Source organism: Bradyrhizobium sp. CCBAU 45394 (assembly GCF_028128655.1).
Classification (GTDB): domain Bacteria; phylum Pseudomonadota; class Alphaproteobacteria; order Rhizobiales; family Xanthobacteraceae; genus Bradyrhizobium; species Bradyrhizobium diazoefficiens.
In genome coordinates this window covers 137,387-155,965 of record NZ_LBIX01000168.1, presented here as the reverse complement: position 1 = coordinate 155,965, position 18,579 = coordinate 137,387, and the positions used below count along the sequence as shown (strand labels likewise).

The 18,579-nt window shown below is 63.4% G+C and carries 9 protein-coding genes; 8 read left to right on the top strand and 1 reads right to left on the bottom strand.

The annotated features are described in order from the left end of the window. Positions 1-22: 22 nt before the first annotated feature. The 5 genes from rplL to WN73_RS25775 all read left to right on the top strand — a co-directional run bounded on the left by rplL (position 23) and on the right by WN73_RS25775 (position 13,744). The gene (rplL, locus tag WN73_RS25795) at positions 23-400 is read left to right on the top strand and encodes a 50S ribosomal protein L7/L12 (protein WP_011088160.1); all 378 of its coding nucleotides are present in this window, start codon (positions 23-25) and stop codon (positions 398-400) included. Positions 401-883: 483 nt separating this feature from the next. Continuing rightward, positions 884-5,002 carry a DNA-directed RNA polymerase subunit beta gene (gene rpoB, locus WN73_RS25790; protein ID WP_011088159.1) on the top strand — a complete coding sequence of 1,373 codons (4,119 nt, stop codon included), beginning with the start codon at positions 884-886 and terminating at the stop codon, positions 5,000-5,002. A gap of 131 nt (positions 5,003-5,133) precedes the next feature. Next, entirely contained in the window at positions 5,134-9,330 is a 4,197-nt protein-coding gene (rpoC, locus tag WN73_RS25785; protein WP_028171390.1) for a DNA-directed RNA polymerase subunit beta', read from the top strand. Positions 9,331-9,522: 192 nt separating this feature from the next. Beyond that, the gene (locus tag WN73_RS25780) at positions 9,523-11,583 is read left to right on the top strand and encodes an FAD-dependent oxidoreductase (protein ID WP_011088157.1); all 2,061 of its coding nucleotides are present in this window, start codon (positions 9,523-9,525) and stop codon (positions 11,581-11,583) included. Between the two features lie 133 nt (positions 11,584-11,716). After that, positions 11,717-13,744: an ABC transporter ATP-binding protein gene (locus WN73_RS25775; protein ID WP_028171391.1), complete on the top strand. Its 2,028-nt coding sequence runs from the start codon at positions 11,717-11,719 to the stop codon at positions 13,742-13,744. On the opposite strand, the gene WN73_RS25770 is transcribed toward WN73_RS25775, so the two are convergent. After that, a complete protein-coding gene (locus WN73_RS25770; protein ID WP_028171392.1) occupies positions 13,663-14,910 on the bottom strand; it encodes an FAD-dependent oxidoreductase in 1,248 nt (415 codons plus the stop codon). The two genes, WN73_RS25775 and WN73_RS25770, sit on opposite strands and share 82 nt — an antisense overlap. A 687-nt stretch (positions 14,911-15,597) precedes the next feature. On the opposite strand from WN73_RS25770, the gene rpsL reads away from it, so the two are divergent. Genes rpsL through fusA form a run of 3 tightly spaced genes read left to right on the top strand, consistent with a single transcriptional unit; the run spans position 15,598 to position 18,561 of the window. Beyond that, entirely contained in the window at positions 15,598-15,969 is a 372-nt protein-coding gene (gene rpsL / locus WN73_RS25765; protein WP_007603006.1) for a 30S ribosomal protein S12, read from the top strand. A 15-nt stretch (positions 15,970-15,984) separates the two neighbouring features. Then, positions 15,985-16,455, top strand: coding sequence for a 30S ribosomal protein S7 (gene rpsG / locus WN73_RS25760; RefSeq protein ID WP_011088154.1), 471 nt, complete (start codon positions 15,985-15,987; stop codon positions 16,453-16,455). A gap of 33 nt (positions 16,456-16,488) precedes the next feature. After that, positions 16,489-18,561, top strand: a complete 2,073-nt coding sequence (gene fusA, locus WN73_RS25755; protein ID WP_011088153.1) for an elongation factor G — start codon at positions 16,489-16,491, stop codon at positions 18,559-18,561. Positions 18,562-18,579 lie beyond the last annotated feature (18 nt).

The following is an 18,579-nucleotide window of genomic DNA, read 5'->3' as shown; positions in this document are numbered from 1 at the left end:
TTACACGTAAGGAAACTGAACAATGGCTGACTTGCAGAAGATCGTTGACGACCTCTCGAGCCTCACCGTGCTCGAAGCTGCCGAACTCGCGAAGCTCCTCGAAGAGAAGTGGGGCGTTTCGGCTGCCGCGGCTGTCGCCGTGGCCGGCCCGGCTGGTGGTGGCGCTGCCGCCGCTCCGGCGGAAGAGAAGACCGAGTTCACGGTCGTCCTCGCCAGCGCCGGCGAGAAGAAGATCGAGGTCATCAAGGAAGTTCGCGCCATCACCGGCCTCGGCCTGAAGGAAGCAAAGGACCTCGTCGAGGGCGCGCCGAAGCCTGTCAAGGAAGGCGTGAACAAGGACGAAGCCGAGAAGATCAAGGTCCAGCTCGAGAAGGCTGGCGCGAAGGTCGAGCTCAAGTAAGCAACGCTTACTGGCGCGAGATCCCGGGCGAGCATCAGCTAAGCCCGGGATCTTGGTCCACCCTCGCGGGGGTGGGCCGGATGCAAAAGGCGTGCGACGGAACGTCCCGACGCGGGCCGAACACGAAAAAGTGTGGGGATTTGAGGGTTTACCCCTCGAATCTGCACTATTGTCGCCCCATATCGGGTCGGCAGCACGAAAGCGCGGTGGGCAGGGATGCGGGATTTCCCTGTAAGCCGTTGGGAGAGCAGGCTATTTCGGGCTTTTGCAGTCCGTGAAGACAATCGTTGTGACGGGCGGGCGTGCCTATGCGCCCCGCGCGTCGTTTTGCGTTTTGAAGGTCTGAAGAACAGATTCAGGACATGACGGCCTGAATCTGGATTTTTGGTCCCCAAAACGGGTTCGAAAAATTCAACCCGGGGAGCGGCGGCAGCTGCGTCCTGGACGGCGCGCCCAGAGCGGGCGACGAAATGAGAGGCCACGATGGCGCAGCAGACATTCACCGGTCGCAAACGCGTTCGCAAGTTCTTCGGACACATCAAGGAAGTCGCCGAGATGCCGAACCTCATCGAGGTTCAAAAGGCGTCCTATGATCAGTTCCTGATGGTCGACGAACCCCAGGGCGGGCGTCTCGACGAGGGTCTGCAGGCGGTGTTCCGCTCGGTGTTTCCGATCTCCGACTTCTCGGGCACCTCGATGCTGGAATTCGTCCGCTACGAGTTCGAGCAGCCGAAGTATGACGTCGACGAGTGCCGCCAGCGCGGCATGACCTTCGCGGCGCCCCTCAAGGTGACGCTGCGCCTCATCGTGTTCGATATCGACGAGGAAACCGGCGCCAAGTCGGTCAAGGACATCAAGGAGCAGGACGTCTACATGGGCGACATCCCGCTCATGACGATGAACGGCACCTTCATCGTCAACGGCACCGAGCGCGTCATCGTCTCGCAGATGCACCGATCGCCCGGCGTGTTCTTCGACCACGACAAGGGCAAGACCCATTCGTCGGGCAAGCTGCTGTTCGCCGCCCGCGTGATTCCGTATCGCGGCTCCTGGCTCGACATCGAGTTCGATGCCAAGGACATCGTCTATGCGCGTATCGACCGTCGCCGCAAGATTCCGGTGACGTCGCTGATGTTCGCGCTCGGCCTTGACGGCGAGGCGATCCTGTCCACGTTCTACAAGAAGATCCTCTACAAGCGGACCAAGGAAGGCTGGCGCGTTCCGTTCGACGCCAACCGTTTCCGCGGCTACTCGACCATCAACGACCTGATCGACGCCGACACCGGCAAGGTCGTGCTCGAGGCCGGCAAGAAGCTCACCGTCCGTGCCGCCCGTCAGCTCCAGGAGAAGGGGCTGAAGGCGCTGCGCCTGTCGGATGAGGAGCTCGTCGGCAACTACCTCGCCGAGGATCTCGTCAATCCGAAGACCGGCGAGATCCACGCCGAGGCCGGCGAGGAGATCACCGACAAGAACATGAAGGCCCTCAACGAGCAGGGCTACAAGGAACTGCCGCTGCTCGACATCGATCACGTCAATGTCGGCGCCTACATCCGCAACACGCTCTCGGCCGACAAGAACATGACGCGCGAGGACGCGCTGTTCGACATCTACCGCGTGATGCGTCCGGGCGAGCCGCCGACGCTGGATTCGGCGCAGGCCATGTTCCAGTCGCTGTTCTTCGACGCCGAGCGCTATGACCTCTCCGCGGTCGGCCGCGTCAAGATGAACATGCGCCTCGACCTCGATGCGCCGGACACCCAGCGCACGCTGCGCAAGGAAGACATCCTCTCCGTCATCAAGACGCTGGTGGACCTTCGCGACGGCAAGGGCGAGATCGACGACATCGACCATCTCGGCAACCGCCGTGTGCGTTCGGTCGGCGAGCTCATGGAGAACCAGTATCGCATCGGCCTGCTGCGTATGGAGCGCGCCATCAAGGAGCGCATGTCCTCGGTCGACATCGACACGGTCATGCCGCAGGACCTGATCAACGCGAAGCCCGCGGCTGCCGCGGTGCGCGAGTTCTTCGGCTCCTCGCAGCTTTCGCAGTTCATGGACCAGACCAACCCGCTGTCGGAGATCACCCACAAGCGTCGCCTGTCGGCGCTTGGACCGGGCGGTCTGACCCGCGAGCGCGCCGGCTTCGAGGTGCGCGACGTACATCCGACGCATTACGGCCGCATCTGCCCGATCGAGACGCCGGAAGGTCCGAACATCGGCCTGATCAACTCGCTCGCGACCTTCGCGCGCGTGAACAAGTACGGCTTCGTCGAGACGCCGTACCGCAAGGTCAAGGACGGCCGCGTCACCGACGAGGTCGTGTACCTCTCGGCGATGGAGGAGGGCCGCTACACGGTCGCGCAGGCCAACGTGCCGCTCGACCCGAAGGGCCGCTTCACCGAAGACCTCGTGGTCTGCCGTCACGCCGGCGAAGTCTTGCCGGTGACGCCGGACAAGGTCGACTACATGGACGTGTCGCCGAAGCAGCTCGTTTCGGTCGCCGCGGCGTTGATCCCGTTCCTCGAGAACGACGACGCCAACCGCGCGCTGATGGGCTCGAACATGCAGCGCCAGGCGGTGCCGCTGGTTCGCGCCGAGGCGCCGTTCGTCGGCACCGGCATGGAAGGCGTCGTTGCCCGTGACTCGGGCGCCGCGATCGCGGCGCGCCGCTCGGGCGTGATCGACCAGATCGACGCCACCCGCGTCGTGATCCGCGCCACCGAAGATCTCGATCCGACCAAGTCGGGCGTCGATATCTACCGGCTGATGAAGTACCAGCGCTCCAACCAGTCGACCTGCATCAACCAGCGTCCGCTGGTGAAGGTCGGCGACATCGTCAAGAAGGGCGACATCATCGCGGACGGTCCGTCGACCGATCTCGGCGAGCTCGCGCTCGGCCGGAACGTGCTGGTCGCGTTCATGCCGTGGAACGGCTACAACTTCGAAGACTCGATCCTGCTCTCCGAGCGGATCGTGAAGGAAGACGTCTTCACCTCGATCCACATCGAGGAGTTCGAGGTGATGGCCCGCGACACCAAGCTCGGGCCTGAGGAAATCACCCGCGACATTCCGAACGTCTCGGAAGAAGCGCTCAAGAACCTCGACGAAGCCGGTATCGTCTACATCGGCGCGGAAGTGCGCGCCGGCGACATCCTGGTCGGCAAGATCACGCCGAAGGGCGAAAGCCCGATGACGCCGGAAGAAAAGCTCCTGCGCGCCATCTTCGGCGAGAAGGCCTCCGACGTTCGCGACACCTCGCTGCGCGTTCCTCCGGGCGTGCAGGGCACGATCGTGGAAGTGCGTGTGTTCAACCGCCACGGCGTCGACAAGGACGAGCGTGCGCTGGCGATCGAGCGGGAAGAGATCGAGCGTCTGGCCAAGGACCGCGACGACGAGCAGGCGATCCTGGACCGCAACGTCTACAACCGTCTTGCCGAGCTCCTCGAGGGGCGGCAGGGCATTGCGGGTCCGAAGGGCTTCAAGAAGGACACCAAGATCACCCGTGCGGTGCTCGAGGAGTACCCGAAGTCGCAGTGGTGGCTGTTCGCGTCGCCGAACGACAAGCTGATGGCCGAGATCGAGGCCATGCGGAAGCAGTACGACGAGTCGAAGAAGGGGCTCGAGCAGCGCTTCCTCGACAAGGTCGAGAAGCTTCAACGCGGTGACGAATTGCCGCCCGGCGTGATGAAGATGGTCAAGGTCTTCGTCGCCGTGAAGCGCAAGATCCAGCCCGGCGACAAGATGGCCGGCCGCCACGGCAACAAGGGCGTGGTGTCGAAGATCGTGCCGATCGAGGACATGCCGTTCCTCGAAGACGGCACGCACGCCGACATCGTGCTCAATCCGCTCGGCGTGCCCTCGCGCATGAACGTCGGACAGATCCTCGAGACCCATCTCGGCTGGGCTTGCGCCGGCCTCGGCAAGCGCATCGGCCAGACGGTCGATGCCTACCTGTCGAAGCAGGACATCAAGCCGCTGAAGGAAACCTTGAAGAAGGTCTACGGCGAGGACGAGACGATCAAGTCGCTCAACGACAACGAACTGATCGAGCTCGGCCACAATCTGAGCCGCGGCGTGCCGATCGCGACGCCGGTGTTCGACGGCGCCAAGGAAGCCGACATCGAGGAGATGCTGAAGCTTGCCGGTCTCGACGCTTCGGGTCAGTCGACCGTCTATGACGGCCGCACCGGCGATCCGTTCGATCGCAAGGTGACGGTGGGCTACATCTACATGCTCAAGCTGCACCATCTGGTCGACGACAAGATCCATGCGCGTTCGATCGGTCCGTACTCGCTCGTTACCCAGCAGCCGCTGGGCGGCAAGGCGCAGTTCGGCGGCCAGCGCTTCGGCGAAATGGAGGTGTGGGCGCTCGAGGCTTACGGCGCGGCGTACACGCTCCAGGAGATGCTGACGGTGAAGTCGGACGACGTCGCCGGCCGCACCAAGGTGTACGAGGCGATCGTGCGCGGCGACGACACGTTCGAGGCCGGTATTCCGGAATCGTTCAACGTGCTGGTCAAGGAAATGCGCTCGCTCGGCCTCAACGTCGACCTGCACAACTCCAAGATGGGACCGGCGCCGACGTCGGAAGCGGCCGAGTAATTCGACCTTTCATGCCCGGCCTTTAGCGGCCGGGCATCGGTGCCCCTTCCCAATGCCTTGAGGGCAGGGCGCCCCGCTTGAGTGATTTTCGAATTTGCGGCCGGAGGCGACCGGCACGCGAGGAGAAGACGATGAACCAAGAAATTATGAATCTCTTCAATCCGACGACTCCGGCTCAGGTCTTCGACCAGATCCGGATCTCGATCGCGTCTCCAGAGAAGATTCTGTCCTGGTCCTACGGCGAGATCAAGAAGCCGGAGACCATCAACTACCGTACCTTCAAGCCCGAGCGCGACGGCCTGTTCTGCGCCCGCATCTTCGGGCCGATCAAGGACTACGAGTGCTTGTGCGGCAAGTACAAGCGCATGAAGTACAAGGGCATCATCTGCGAGAAGTGCTCGGTCGAGGTCACGCTGTCGCGCGTGCGGCGCGAGCGCATGGGCCATATCGAGCTCGCAGCCCCGGTCGCCCACATCTGGTTCCTGAAGTCGCTGCCCTCGCGCATCGGCCTCCTGCTCGACATGACGCTGAAGGATCTCGAGCGGATCCTCTACTTCGAATACTACGTCGTGCTGGAGCCGGGCCTCACCGCGCTGAAGGACCGTCAGCTGCTGTCGGAAGACGAGTATCTGAAGGCGCAGGACGAGTACGGCCAGGATTCCTTCACCGCCATGATCGGCGCCGAAGCGATCCGCGAGCTGCTCAAGGGCATGGACCTCGAGAAGCTCGAGGCCTCCTTGCGCGTCGAGATGCAGGAGACCGACTCCGACATCAAGCACAAGAAGCTCGCAAAGCGCCTGAAGATCGTCGAAGCGTTCCGCCACTCCGGCAACAAGCCGGAATGGATGATCATGACCGTGGTTCCGGTGATCCCGCCGGACCTGCGTCCGCTGGTGCCGCTGGACGGCGGCCGCTTCGCGACCTCGGACCTCAACGACCTCTACCGCCGCGTCATCAACCGCAACAACCGCTTGAAGCGGCTGATGGAGCTGCGCGCGCCCGACATCATCATCCGCAACGAGAAGCGCATGCTTCAGGAAGCGGTCGATGCTCTGTTCGACAACGGCCGCCGCGGCCGCGTCATCACGGGCGCCAACAAGCGCCCGCTGAAGTCGCTCGCCGACATGCTCAAGGGCAAGCAGGGCCGCTTCCGCCAGAACCTGCTCGGCAAGCGCGTCGACTATTCGGGCCGTTCGGTGATCGTGGTCGGTCCCGAGCTGCGCCTGCATCAGTGCGGCCTGCCGAAGAAGATGGCGCTCGAGCTGTTCAAGCCGTTCATCTATTCGCGGCTTGACGCCAAGGGCCTGTCCACCACCGTGAAGCAGGCCAAGAAGCTGGTCGAGAAGGAGCGGCCCGAGGTCTGGGACATCCTGGACGAGGTGATCCGCGAGCATCCGGTGCTGCTCAACCGCGCGCCGACGCTGCATCGTCTCGGCATTCAGGCGTTCGAGCCCGTGCTGATCGAGGGCAAGGCGATCCAGCTGCATCCGCTGGTCTGCGCCGCGTTCAACGCCGACTTCGACGGCGACCAGATGGCCGTGCACGTTCCGCTGTCGCTTGAAGCGCAGCTGGAAGCGCGCGTCCTGATGATGTCGACCAACAACATCCTGCATCCCGCGAACGGCCAGCCGATCATCGTGCCGTCGCAGGACATCGTGCTCGGTCTCTACTACGTCTCGATCATGCGCGAAGGCCTGCCCGGCGAGGGCAAGATCTTCGGCGACATGGCCGAGCTCGAGCACGCGCTGCACGCGAAGGTCATCCACCTCCACACCAAGATCAAGTATCGGTGGCAGGGCATGGACGAGACCGGCAAGGTCTCGACGCGCTGGATCGAGACCACCGCGGGCCGCGTCATGCTCGGCAATCTGCTGCCGAAGAACCCGCGGATTTCGTACGAGATCATCAACAAGCTGATGACCAAGCGCGAGATCTCGGGCGTGATCGACCAGGTCTACCGTCACTGCGGCCAAAAGGAGACGGTGATCTTCTGCGACCGCATCATGGCGCTCGGCTTCTACAACGCGTTCAAGGCCGGCATCTCGTTCGGCAAGGACGACATGGTCGTGCCGCACGGCAAGTGGAAGATCGTCGACACCACCCGTACGCTGGCGAAGGACTTCGAGCAGCAGTACAACGACGGCCTGATCACCCATGGCGAGAAGTACAACAAGGTCGTCGACGCCTGGTCGAAGGCCACGGAAGAAATCGCCAAGGCGATGATGAAGGAGATCTCCGCCACCAAGAAGACGGCGAGCGGAGCCGATGCCGACATCAACTCGATCTACATGATGGCTCACTCCGGTGCCCGCGGTTCGCCGGCCCAGATGCGCCAGCTCGCCGGCATGCGCGGCCTGATGGCCAAGCCGTCGGGTGAGATCATCGAGACGCCGATCATCTCGAACTTCAAGGAAGGCCTCTCGGTGCTCGAGTACTTCAACTCGACCCACGGCGCCCGCAAGGGCCTCGCGGACACCGCGTTGAAGACCGCGAACTCGGGCTACCTGACCCGTCGTCTCGTCGACGTCGCGCAGGACTGCATCATCACGCAGGACGACTGCGGCACCAAGCTCGGCATCAAGATGCGCGCCATCGTCGATGCCGGCACCGTAGTCGCTTCGCTCGGCTCGCGCATCCTCGGACGCACGGCCTGCGAAGACGTGCGTGACAGCTCGGGCAAGGTGATCATCAAGCGCGGTACGCTGATGGAAGAGAGCCACCTCGATGCCATCCACCAGGGTGGCGTCCAGGAGGTGAAGATCCGCTCGGCACTGACCTGCGAACTCGTCAACGGCATCTGCGGCAAGTGCTACGGCCGCGACCTCGCCCGCGGCACGCCGGTCAACCACGGCGAAGCGGTCGGCGTCATCGCGGCGCAGTCGATCGGCGAGCCGGGCACCCAGCTCACCATGCGCACCTTCCACATCGGTGGTGCGGCGCAGCTCAACGAGCAGTCGTTCGTCGAATCCAACTTCGACGGCAAGATCGTGATCCGGAACAAGGCCATCGCCCGCAACAGCGAAGGCCACCTGATCGCGATGGTGCGCAACATGGTGGTGGCGATCGTCGATGCCGACGGCACCGAGCGCGCGACGCACCGTATTCAGTACGGCTCGCGCCTGCACGTCGACGAGGGCGACATGGTCAAGCGTGGCCAGCGCATCGTCGAGTGGGATCCCTACACCCGTCCGCTGCTCACCGAAGTCGAAGGTACCATCGGCTTCGAGGATCTGGTCGAGGGGCAGTCGATCTCGGAAACGCTCGACGAAGCCACCGGCATCGCCAAGCGCGTGGTCATCGACTGGCGCTCGACCCGCGGCGGCTCGGACCTGCGTCCGGCCATCGTGGTCAAGGGCAAGGACGGCAAGGTGCTCAAGCTCGCCCGTGGCGGCGATGCCCGCTACATGCTGTCGGTCGACGCCATTCTCTCGGTCGACATCGGAGCCAAGGTTGCGCCGGGCGACATCCTCGCCCGTGTCTCGACCGAAAGCGCCAAGACGCGTGACATCACCGGCGGTCTGCCGCGGGTGGCGGAACTGTTCGAGGCACGGCGTCCGAAGGATGCGGCGATCATCGCCGAAATCGCGGGCACCATCCGGTTCGGGCGCGACTACAAGAACAAGCGTCGCATCTCGATCGAGCCGATGGACAAGACCGACGAGCCGCGCGAGTACCTGATCCCGAAGGGCAAGCACATCCACCTTCAGGACGGCGACGTCGTCGAAAAGGGCGACTTCATCGTGGAAGGCAACCCGGCGCCGCACGACATCCTGGCGGTCAAGGGCATCGAGGAACTCGCGGCCTATCTGGTCAACGAGATCCAGGAGGTCTACCGGCTCCAGGGCGTGCTCATCAACGACAAGCACATCGAGGTGATTGTCCGTCAGATGCTCCAGAAGGTGGAAGTCACCGACCAGGGCGACACGGACATGATCTCCGGCGAGCAGGTCGACAAGATCGAGTTCGACGCGCTCAACGAGAAGGCCAAGGAAGAGGGCAAGAAGATCGCCACGGGGACGCCGGTTCTGCTCGGCATCACCAAGGCGAGCCTCCAGACCCGCTCCTTCTTCTCGGCGGCCTCGTTCCAGGAGACCACCCGCGTCCTCACGGAAGCGGCGGTCAACGGTAAGGTCGATCCGCTCGAAGGCCTCAAGGAGAACGTCATCGTCGGCCGGCTGATCCCGGCGGGCACCGGCGCCTCCATGGCCAAGATCCGCGAAGTCGCGATGAAGCGCGACAAGTTGATCCTGGACGAGCGCGAGAAGCAGGCGGCCGTCGTGTCGCCGGCGCCGGAAGCGGAGCTTCCTGCGCTGCCGCCTGCGGAATGATCGTTCATCCGTAGGAATACCGAGGACAATGAAAAGGCCGGCGCAAGCCGGCCTTTTTGCTGCTTTGTTTCCCTGTTGCGGTGCAGGATCAACCTTTGTTCATCTTTCCTTCAGGCGTAAAAGCGCTTCTGCTAGGGGAGTTTAGACCGGTGGTCCCGTGACGGGGGCAGGGCCGGAGACCACGGAACTCACATGCTTGATCTCGCAATCGTAGGCGGCGGCCCCGGCGGGCTGATGAGCGCCTGGTATCTGAAGCGTAAGCTCGGCGACCTCTGCCGCGTCACCATCTACGAGGCGTCCGATCGGCTCGGCGGCAAGATCGTCACCCGCAAATTCGATTCGGCGCCGGCGATGTACGAGGCCGGCGTTGCCGAGATCTACGACTACTCGATGACCGGTCCGGATCCGCTGCGCGAGCTGATCCAGCATTTCGGGCTTCAGACCATTCCGATGGATGCCGAGCAGGTGCAGTTCGGCGGCGAGCTGCTGAACGACGTGCCGGGCATGCGCCGCAAATATGGCGCCAAGACCGCGGCCGCGATCGAGGCGTTCCGCAAGCGCTGCACCGAGGCGATGTCGCCGATCGAATATTACGAGGGCGTCGGCGCGCACGACAACGAGAATCCCTGGGCCTACAAGACCGCCGAGCAGGTGCTCGACGAGGAGGTCGAGGACGAGACCGCAAAGCGCTTCTTCAAGGTGATGGCGCGCTCCGACATCGCGACCGAGAGCCACAACACCAATGGCCTCAACGCGCTCAAGAACTACCTGATGGATGTCGACGGCTATATCGGCCTCTATTCGATCCAGAACGGCAACGAGCAGTTGATCGAGTGCCTGCAGTCGGAGGTCAATGCCGACATCCAGCTCAATCACCGCGTGCTCGCCGTCGGCAAGGCGCCGACCGGCCGCTACCAGCTCAAGATGATGAACGGCAAGGGGCCGGAGACGCGCGATTTCGATCTCGTGCTGGTCTGCCTGCCGCATTCCTGGCTCGCGACCATGGGCTGGGAAGGCGAGCAGCTCCGCAAGTCGATGGTCAAGCACGTCTCGTATTTCGACCGTCCGGCGCATTATCTGCGCGTCTCGATCCTGTTCGACACGCCGTTCTGGGGCGACAAGATTGCCGGCGCCTGGTTCATGTCGGAGGCCTTCGGCGGTTGCTGCGTCTACAATGAGGGCGCGCGCCACGACGTCGGCAAGCACGGCGTGTTGAACTGGCTCATTCCCGGCTCCGACGCGCTGGCCTTCGCCAACCTGTCGGACCAGGAATTGATCGACGCCGCGCTGAAATCGCTGCCGGCCTCGCTCGGCGATGCGCGCGCGCATTTCATGGAAGGCAAGATCCACCGCTGGCTGTCGTCGGTGAACGCGATTCCCGGCGGCCTGCCGGTGCGCGACGTCATGACCAACCACCGGCCCGAGCCGAAGGAGCATCCCGGCATCGTCGTGGTCGGCGACTATCTGTTCGACTCGACGCTGAACGGCTTGCTCGACTCCTCGGACGCGGCGACCGACATTATCCTCACCGAGATGATGCGCCTGCGCCGCGAGCGCGCGCAGGACGACAAGCCGCTCTCCGACAGGATCGATCGCGACTATTTCGAGAACTATCGCGGCCTCGGCCCCTATAGCGAGGCGTGGCGCCATTTCACCGATCCCGATTACCTGACCAAGTTGATCGGTATCGTCTGGGGCAAGGCCAAGGGCGCGAAGCTGCTGATCGCGGGCTCGGCCAGTGGCGAGCTGGTTGGCGCGCTGCGCGAGCGCGGCATCGATGCCTTCGGCATCGAGAACAACCGCGCCATCCACGCCAAAACGCCGAAGGCGCTGAAGAAATACAACAAGCTCGGCTCGATCACCGACATGCCGTTCAAGGACGGCGCCTTCGACTTCGTGTTCGAGACCAGTCTTTGCCACGTTTCCCCGAAGCAGGTAGTCCGCGCGATCCGCGAGCTCAACCGCGTCGTCAAGACCGGCCTCGTGTTCGGCTCGATCACCTCGGACATGGCCTCGGCCGTGATCGACCGCTACGACCTCCTGCGCGGGGTCAAGAAGCTCGGCACCTGGTGGGAATGGTCCGAACTGTTCTTCGGCAATGGGTTCGATCTGTCGATGCACCGCAGGGACTGCACCGATGCGCTCTGGGAGGCGACGCTCGCCGCCAACAAGGGGCCGGGCCAGTGGTATGCCGACGCCGACAGTCTGCGCTACTCCTTCTTCGACAAGGTCGAAAACGAGGACGACGACTAGCCGCAACGATCGGACCGGATTCGCCAATTGCTTTGCCGAATTCATTCTGATCGCATAGAATCAGTGCAATAGCGGTTGCCGCTATTTCCTGCTTTCTCTGCGGTCATGCCGGCCGTCAGCATCCGTTGGTTTCATGGCGTCCAAGCCTCCTTCTCCCGACAAACAGAAGCCCCCCGTGGAAGAGGCGGCCGAGCTCGACAAGCTTGCCCCCACCGCCAAGCCGGACCTCGAAGACGACGAGGACGACGAGGACGAGGAGGATGACGAGCTGGAGCTCGATGACGACGACGAGGACGAGGACCTCGTCGTCTTTACCGCGCGCGAGGCCGCCGGCGCGCTCGCCACCATCCTGGGTTTCGTCAAGCCCTATCTGGCCAGCTACAAGCGGATGCTGTCGTTCGTGGCGTTCGGCGTCGTCGTCGAGACGCTGTTCAACGTCATCATGCCGCTCAGCCTGAAGTTCCTGATCGACGACGCGCTCGGCGAGGAGGATTTCCAGGCGCTGTACAAGATCCTCGGCGTGCTCGCGGCCGCCGGCATCTTCACCTCGATCGTGGCGGTCTGGTATGAGCGCTGGGATGCGCGGCTCGCGGCCTGCATCATCTCCGACGTCCGCAAGCACCTGTTCGAGCACGTCCAGGACCTGCCGGCGGCCTATTTCGGCCGCACCAAGCGCGGCGAGATCCTGTCGCGCTTTTCCGTCGACCTCGCGGCCTTCGAGGGCTCGGTCAAGACCTTCGCCAACAGCGCGGCGCTGCCGTTCCTGGAGTTGTTCGCCGGCATCATCCTGATGGTGTTCCTGAACTGGCAGCTCGCGGTGGTCGCGCTCCTGGTATTTCCGATCACGCTGATCGGGCCGCGCATGCTCACGCCGAAGGCGGTGCAGGCCAACTACGAGCAGAAGCTCAATGAATCCGCGCTGCTCGGCATGGTGCAGGAGAACGTGGCGGCGCAGGCCGTGATCAAGGCGTTCAGCCTGCAACGCCGGATGTTCGGCTTCTTCACCTTCCGCAACGACGAAACCCGCAACAGGATCGCCTCAGCCGCGTTCCTGTCGACCATGGTGGAGCGGACGGTCACCATCTCGGTGCTGCTCCTGCATCTCGTTGTGCTGGCAATCGGTGCGTATCTGGCGACCAAGGGCCAGATCACCATCGGCACCTTCGTCACCTTCGAGAGCGCGTTCTGGGAGGTCTCCTACAACATCGCCCATGTGATGCATTTCATCCCGGTGTCGATCTCCTCGGCCGCCGCGATCCGGCACATCCAGGAGCTGCTCGACGAGCCGACGCGCGGGGCAGATCGTGCCGGCGCGCCCGATCTGCCGCGCATTACCCACGACATCACCTTCGACCGCGTCACCTTCCAGTACGAAGGCAGCCAGACGCCGGTGCTGGACAATCTCAGCCTCAAGCTCAATGTCGGCAAGAGCATCGCCATCGTCGGCCCCTCGGGCTCCGGCAAGAGCACGCTGCTCAACCTGATCCTGCGGCTCTACGTGCCCGACGAGGGGCGCGTCACCATCGACGGCGTCGACGTCCGCAAGGTGACGCTGGATTCGCTGCGCCGGAGCATGGCGGTGGTGTTCCAGGAGAACATGCTGTTCAACATGTCGATCCGCGAGAACATCCGGCTCGGCAAGGAGGGCGCGACCGACGCGGAGGTGGAGGAGGCGGCCAAGAAGGCCGAGATCCATCGCTACATCATGAGCCTGCCGCAACGCTACGACACGCCGGTCGGCGAGCGCGGCGATACTCTGTCGGGCGGCCAGCGCCAGCGCATCGCGATCGCGCGCGCGATCATCCGCAACCCGTCCGTGCTGCTGCTGGACGAAGCCACCTCGGCGCTCGACCAGACCACGGAGGCCGCGATCAACCGCACGCTGCTCAAGGTCGCCAAGGGCCGCACCATGATCTGGTCGACCCACCGCCTGACCTCGGTGGTCGAGATGGACGAGATCATCGTGATTTCAGGGGGCAGGGCGATCGAGCGCGGGTCGCATGCCGAACTGCTCGCCAGGAACGGTACCTATCGCAAGCTGTGGAACGACCAGATCCACCAGCCGCATGGCGCTGTGGCTCAGGCCGACGACGACAGCGACGATGACGAGGATGAAGACGACCTCGAGGATGATGAGGACGAGGACGACGAGGAGGAGTGACCGAGGAAGTTCGGCTCCAGATGGAACGCTCCTCCAAGCGGCCGCAGCAGCCCTTGAGCCGACCAGGCGATGAAGCGCGCCCAGCGCTGCGCCGTCCAGTAAGGGCTCGTCGCGATCGAGACTGAGCGGAAGTCGAACGCCTTCGCCGCCGACCATTGATCGCAAGCTTGCTTGACCGGATCGGCGTAGAAGCCGGCGATCTTGGCCGCATTCATCCCGTCGGAGGAAAGCCACTGCGGGATGTAGACGTTGCAGAGCCGCTCGACGTCGGTGAAGACCTTGTCGCAGCCGGTGCCGGCGACGGGGCACGAGGTCGCGAAGGCATCCCCGACCAGCACGATTCCGGGCTGACCGCGAGGGTCGTTCACGTAGAGATCGACCGGGCGGACCTTCAGCTCACCGGGGATGTCGAAGGCGCCGGTGATGCGCTTGAGCCGGGGCAGGGTGGCGTCCAGCGTCTCAGCTGGTGCACGGCGCAGCTCGCGCAGCCAGGGATCGTCGAAGCTTCGGTAGACGAACAGATTGGCGCGCATCCGCGTGCCGACTGGAAACAGCGAGATGTAGGGGGTGCGGTCGCTCGGCCGCTCCGAGAAATAGGTCAGCGCCGGGAAGTCGAACGAATTCCGACCCGCAGGCATCACGTCGAACCCGATCGAGATCGAATGGCAGGCGCTGATGACCTTGCGGGCGATGCCGAGCTGGTGGCGCAGGCCGACGTTCAGGCCGTTGGCGAGCACGACCAGGCGGGCCGAGATCGTCTCGTCGTTGGCGAGCGTGATCTTCTGCCGCTCCGGACTGGTCTCGACCGCCAGGGCCTTGGCGCAGACGCGCTCGACGGTGGCAGGGATTTCGTCGCGGACCGCGTTGACCAGCGAATCGTAGAGGATGTTGAACTGCCGGCTCGGCGCCTTGTCGAGCAGGCGGCCGAAGCGGGCGATCCAGTTCTCGCCGGCAAAGGTCGCGCGGCCCAGCACTGATTCTGCGATTCCGGTCTTCAGGAATCGCTCGACCTGCTCGTGGCCGCTGAGTTTTTCGACTCGAAAGTCCGCCGGATAGCTCTCATGCGGATCGATCAGCACCGTCGAAATGCCGGCGCGGCCGAGCATTGCGGCGGCGGTTGAGCCGGACAATCCCCCGCCGATAATGGCAATGTCGGTGTACCGCATGGCGCCAATCCCCGCCGAAGGCGGCAGTTTGACGCATCAACAGGAAAAAAAGCCTTAGCGCGGGTTATAAAAGTATATTTCACCCGGGCACAAATAGATCTAGGGCTAGCGGAATGGGCTCGTCGTTCCCACATCATGGAAGCGCGGTGAGGGCGGCAAACGGGCGAATTCCATAGGCGCGAGAAGCGCTTTGTGACTGTCGTTTCGCCTTGACTTGATCGATTCCCACTTATAGAAAGCGCCTCACTTAACGACAGGCGGTGAGCATCGCCAACGTCGGAACGGGCCACCCGTTGATCCCCAAGGATTAGATCCACAAGGGATCGTTGAAGACGGGCACCAACCTCGACGAATGCCGCTCAAACGCTGTCGATCATAGCTAGGCAATGCCAGTGCGATTCTAGTTCTCTTGAGCTTGTTCTCTTGAGATCGAATTCGGATGCATGACCTCAGTGCGCGGGCCACAGCTTTACGCTGATTGACCCGGAAACTGCGGTCCTCTGTGGCGTCGTAACGCTTTCCGCTCGGTGATGGAGCGGTTGGCGCAATTTCGCTTTGTGCGGATTGTTCCGCGGAAGGCGGGCCCATCGAGCGGGTGGCTCGAAACGAATTTGCGGTTCCGGCAACGGGCCGCGGCAAGACAGCGGACCCGGAAGGGGCCGCGGCAGAACAAAGGGTAAGGCCAGGATGCCGACGATCAACCAGCTGATCGCTCAACCGCGGGAAGTGCAGAAGTCGCGCAAGAAGGTGCCGGCGCTGCAGCAGTCGCCTCAGAAGCGTGGTGTTTGCACCCGCGTCTACACCACGACCCCGAAGAAGCCGAACTCGGCGCTTCGTAAGGTTGCCAAGGTGCGCCTGACCAACGGCTTCGAGGTGATCGGCTACATCCCCGGCGAGGGCCATAACCTCCAGGAGCACTCGGTGGTCATGATCCGCGGCGGCCGCGTCAAGGACTTGCCCGGCGTGCGCTACCACATCCTCCGCGGCGTTCTGGATACCCAGGGCGTCAAGAACCGTAAGCAGCGTCGTTCGAAGTACGGCGCCAAGCGTCCGAAGTAAGCGGGAACCACGTCCATGTCTCGTCGCCACTCAGCGGAAAAGCGCGAAGTTCTCCCGGATCCGAAGTTCGGGAACATCGTGATCACGAAGTTCATGAACTCGGTGATGTACGCCGGCAAGAAGTCGGTCGCCGAAGGCATCGTCTACGGTGCACTCGGCATCATCGAAACCAAGACCAAGCAGAACCCGCTCGGCGTGTTCGAGCAGGCGCTCGAGAACGTCATGCCGACGATCGAGGTTCGCTCCCGCCGCGTCGGCGGCGCGACCTACCAGGTTCCGGTCGAGGTTCGTTCGACCCGCCGGCAGGCCCTGGGCATTCGCTGGCTGATCTCGGCCGCGCGCGAGCGCAACGAGAAGACGATGACCGAGCGGCTCTCGGCGGAGCTCTTGGACGCATCGAATAACCGGGGGAACGCCGTCAAGAAGCGTGAAGACGTGCACCGGATGGCGGAAGCCAACCGCGCCTTCTCGCACTATCGCTGGTAACGGCGACACACTCGGACTCGCAAGGAACGACCCATGCCCCGCCAACATGCCATCGAGGACTACCGTAATTTCGGTATCATGGCGCATATCGACGCCGGCAAGACCACGACGACCGAGCGCATCCTCTATTACACCGGCAAGAGCCACAAGATCGGCGAAGTGCACGAAGGTGCCGCGACGATGGACTGGATGGAGCAGGAGCAGGAGCGTGGCATCACGATCACCTCGGCTGCGACCACCGCCTTCTGGGCCGGCAAGCGCCTGAACATCATCGACACTCCCGGCCACGTCGACTTCACCATCGAAGTCGAGCGTTCGCTGCGCGTGCTCGACGGCGCCGTCTGCGTGCTGGACTCGAACCAGGGCGTCGAGCCCCAGACCGAGACCGTCTGGCGCCAGGGCGACAAGTACAAGGTTCCGCGCATCGTCTTCGCCAACAAGATGGACAAGACCGGCGCCGACTTCTTCAAGTGTCTGGCCGACATCGTTGACCGCCTCGGCGCCAAGCCGATCGCAATCCAGCTTCCGATCGGTGCCGAGAACAACTTCAAGGGTCTCGTCGACCTCGTGAAGATGAAGGGCATCGTCTGGAACGATGAATCGCTCGGCGCGAAGTTCGACTATGTCGACATTCCGGAAGACCTCGTCGAGCAGGCCAAGGAATACCGCGAGAAGATGGTGGAAGCCGCCGTCGAGCTCGACGACGACGCATTGGCCGCCTTCCTCGACGGCAACGAGCCGGACGAAGCGACCCTGAAGCGCCTGATCCGCAAGGCGGTGCTGACCGGCGCGTTCTATCCCGTGCTGTGCGGCTCGGCCTTCAAGAACAAGGGCGTGCAGCCGCTGCTCGACGCCGTCGTCGACTACCTGCCGTCGCCGATCGACGTGCCCGCGATCAAGGGCACCGACGACCGCGGCAACGAGGTCGTGCGCAAGGCCGACGACAAGGAGCCGCTCGCGCTGCTCGCGTTCAAGATCATGGACGACCCGTTCGTCGGCACCATCACCTTCTGCCGCATCTACTCCGGCGTTCTGCAGAGCGGCACCGGCGTCGTGAACTCGACCCGCGAGAAGAAGGAGCGCATCGGGCGCATGCTGCTGATGCATGCGAACAACCGCGAAGACATCAAGGAAGCCTATGCCGGCGACATCGTCGCCCTGGCCGGCCTGAAGGAAGCGCGCACCGGTGACACGCTGTGCGATCCCGACAAGCAGGTGATCCTGGAGAAGATGGAATTCCCCGAGCCGGTCATCGAGATCGCGATCGAGCCGAAGTCCAAGGCCGACCAGGAGAAGCTGGGCGTGGCGCTGGCCAAGCTCGCGGCGGAGGATCCGTCCTTCCGCGTGTCGACCGACCAGGAGTCCGGCCAGACCATCCTCAAGGGCATGGGCGAACTCCATCTCGACATCAAGGTCGACATCCTCAAGCGCACCTACAAAGTCGACGCCAACATCGGCGCGCCGCAGGTTGCGTTCCGTGAGCGCGTCACCAAGAAGGCCGAGGTCAAGTACACCCACAAGAAGCAGACCGGCGGTACCGGTCAGTTCGCGGAAGTGTCGATCGTGGTCGAGCCGAACGAGCCCGGCAAGGGCTACGAGTTCGAGTCCAAGATCGTCGGCGGTGCGGTTCCGAAGGAATACATCCCCGGCGTCGAAAAGGGCCTCAACAGCGTGATGAGCTCTGGTGTCGTCGCGGGCTTCCCCGTGGTCGACGTCAAGGTTCAGCTCGTCGACGGCAAGTACCACGACGTCGACTCGTCGGCGCTCGCCTTCGAAATCGCATCGCGCGCGGCATTCCGCGAAGCCTTGCAGAAGGGCAAGTCCGTGCTGCTCGAGCCGATCATGAAGGTCGAAGTGGTGACCCCGGAAGACTATACCGGCTCGGTCATCGGCGACCTGAATTCCCGGCGCGGTCAGATCCAGGGTCAAGACATGCGCGGCAACGCCAACGTCATCAACGCGATGGTGCCGCTCATGAACATGTTCGGTTACGTGAATAACCTGCGCTCGATGAGCCAGGGGCGCGCAACCTTCACCATGCAGTTCGATCACTACGCAGAAGCGCCGGCCAACGTGTCGGCAGAAGTCCAAAAGAAGTTTGCCTGATTGTCGTCGGTCTCAAGC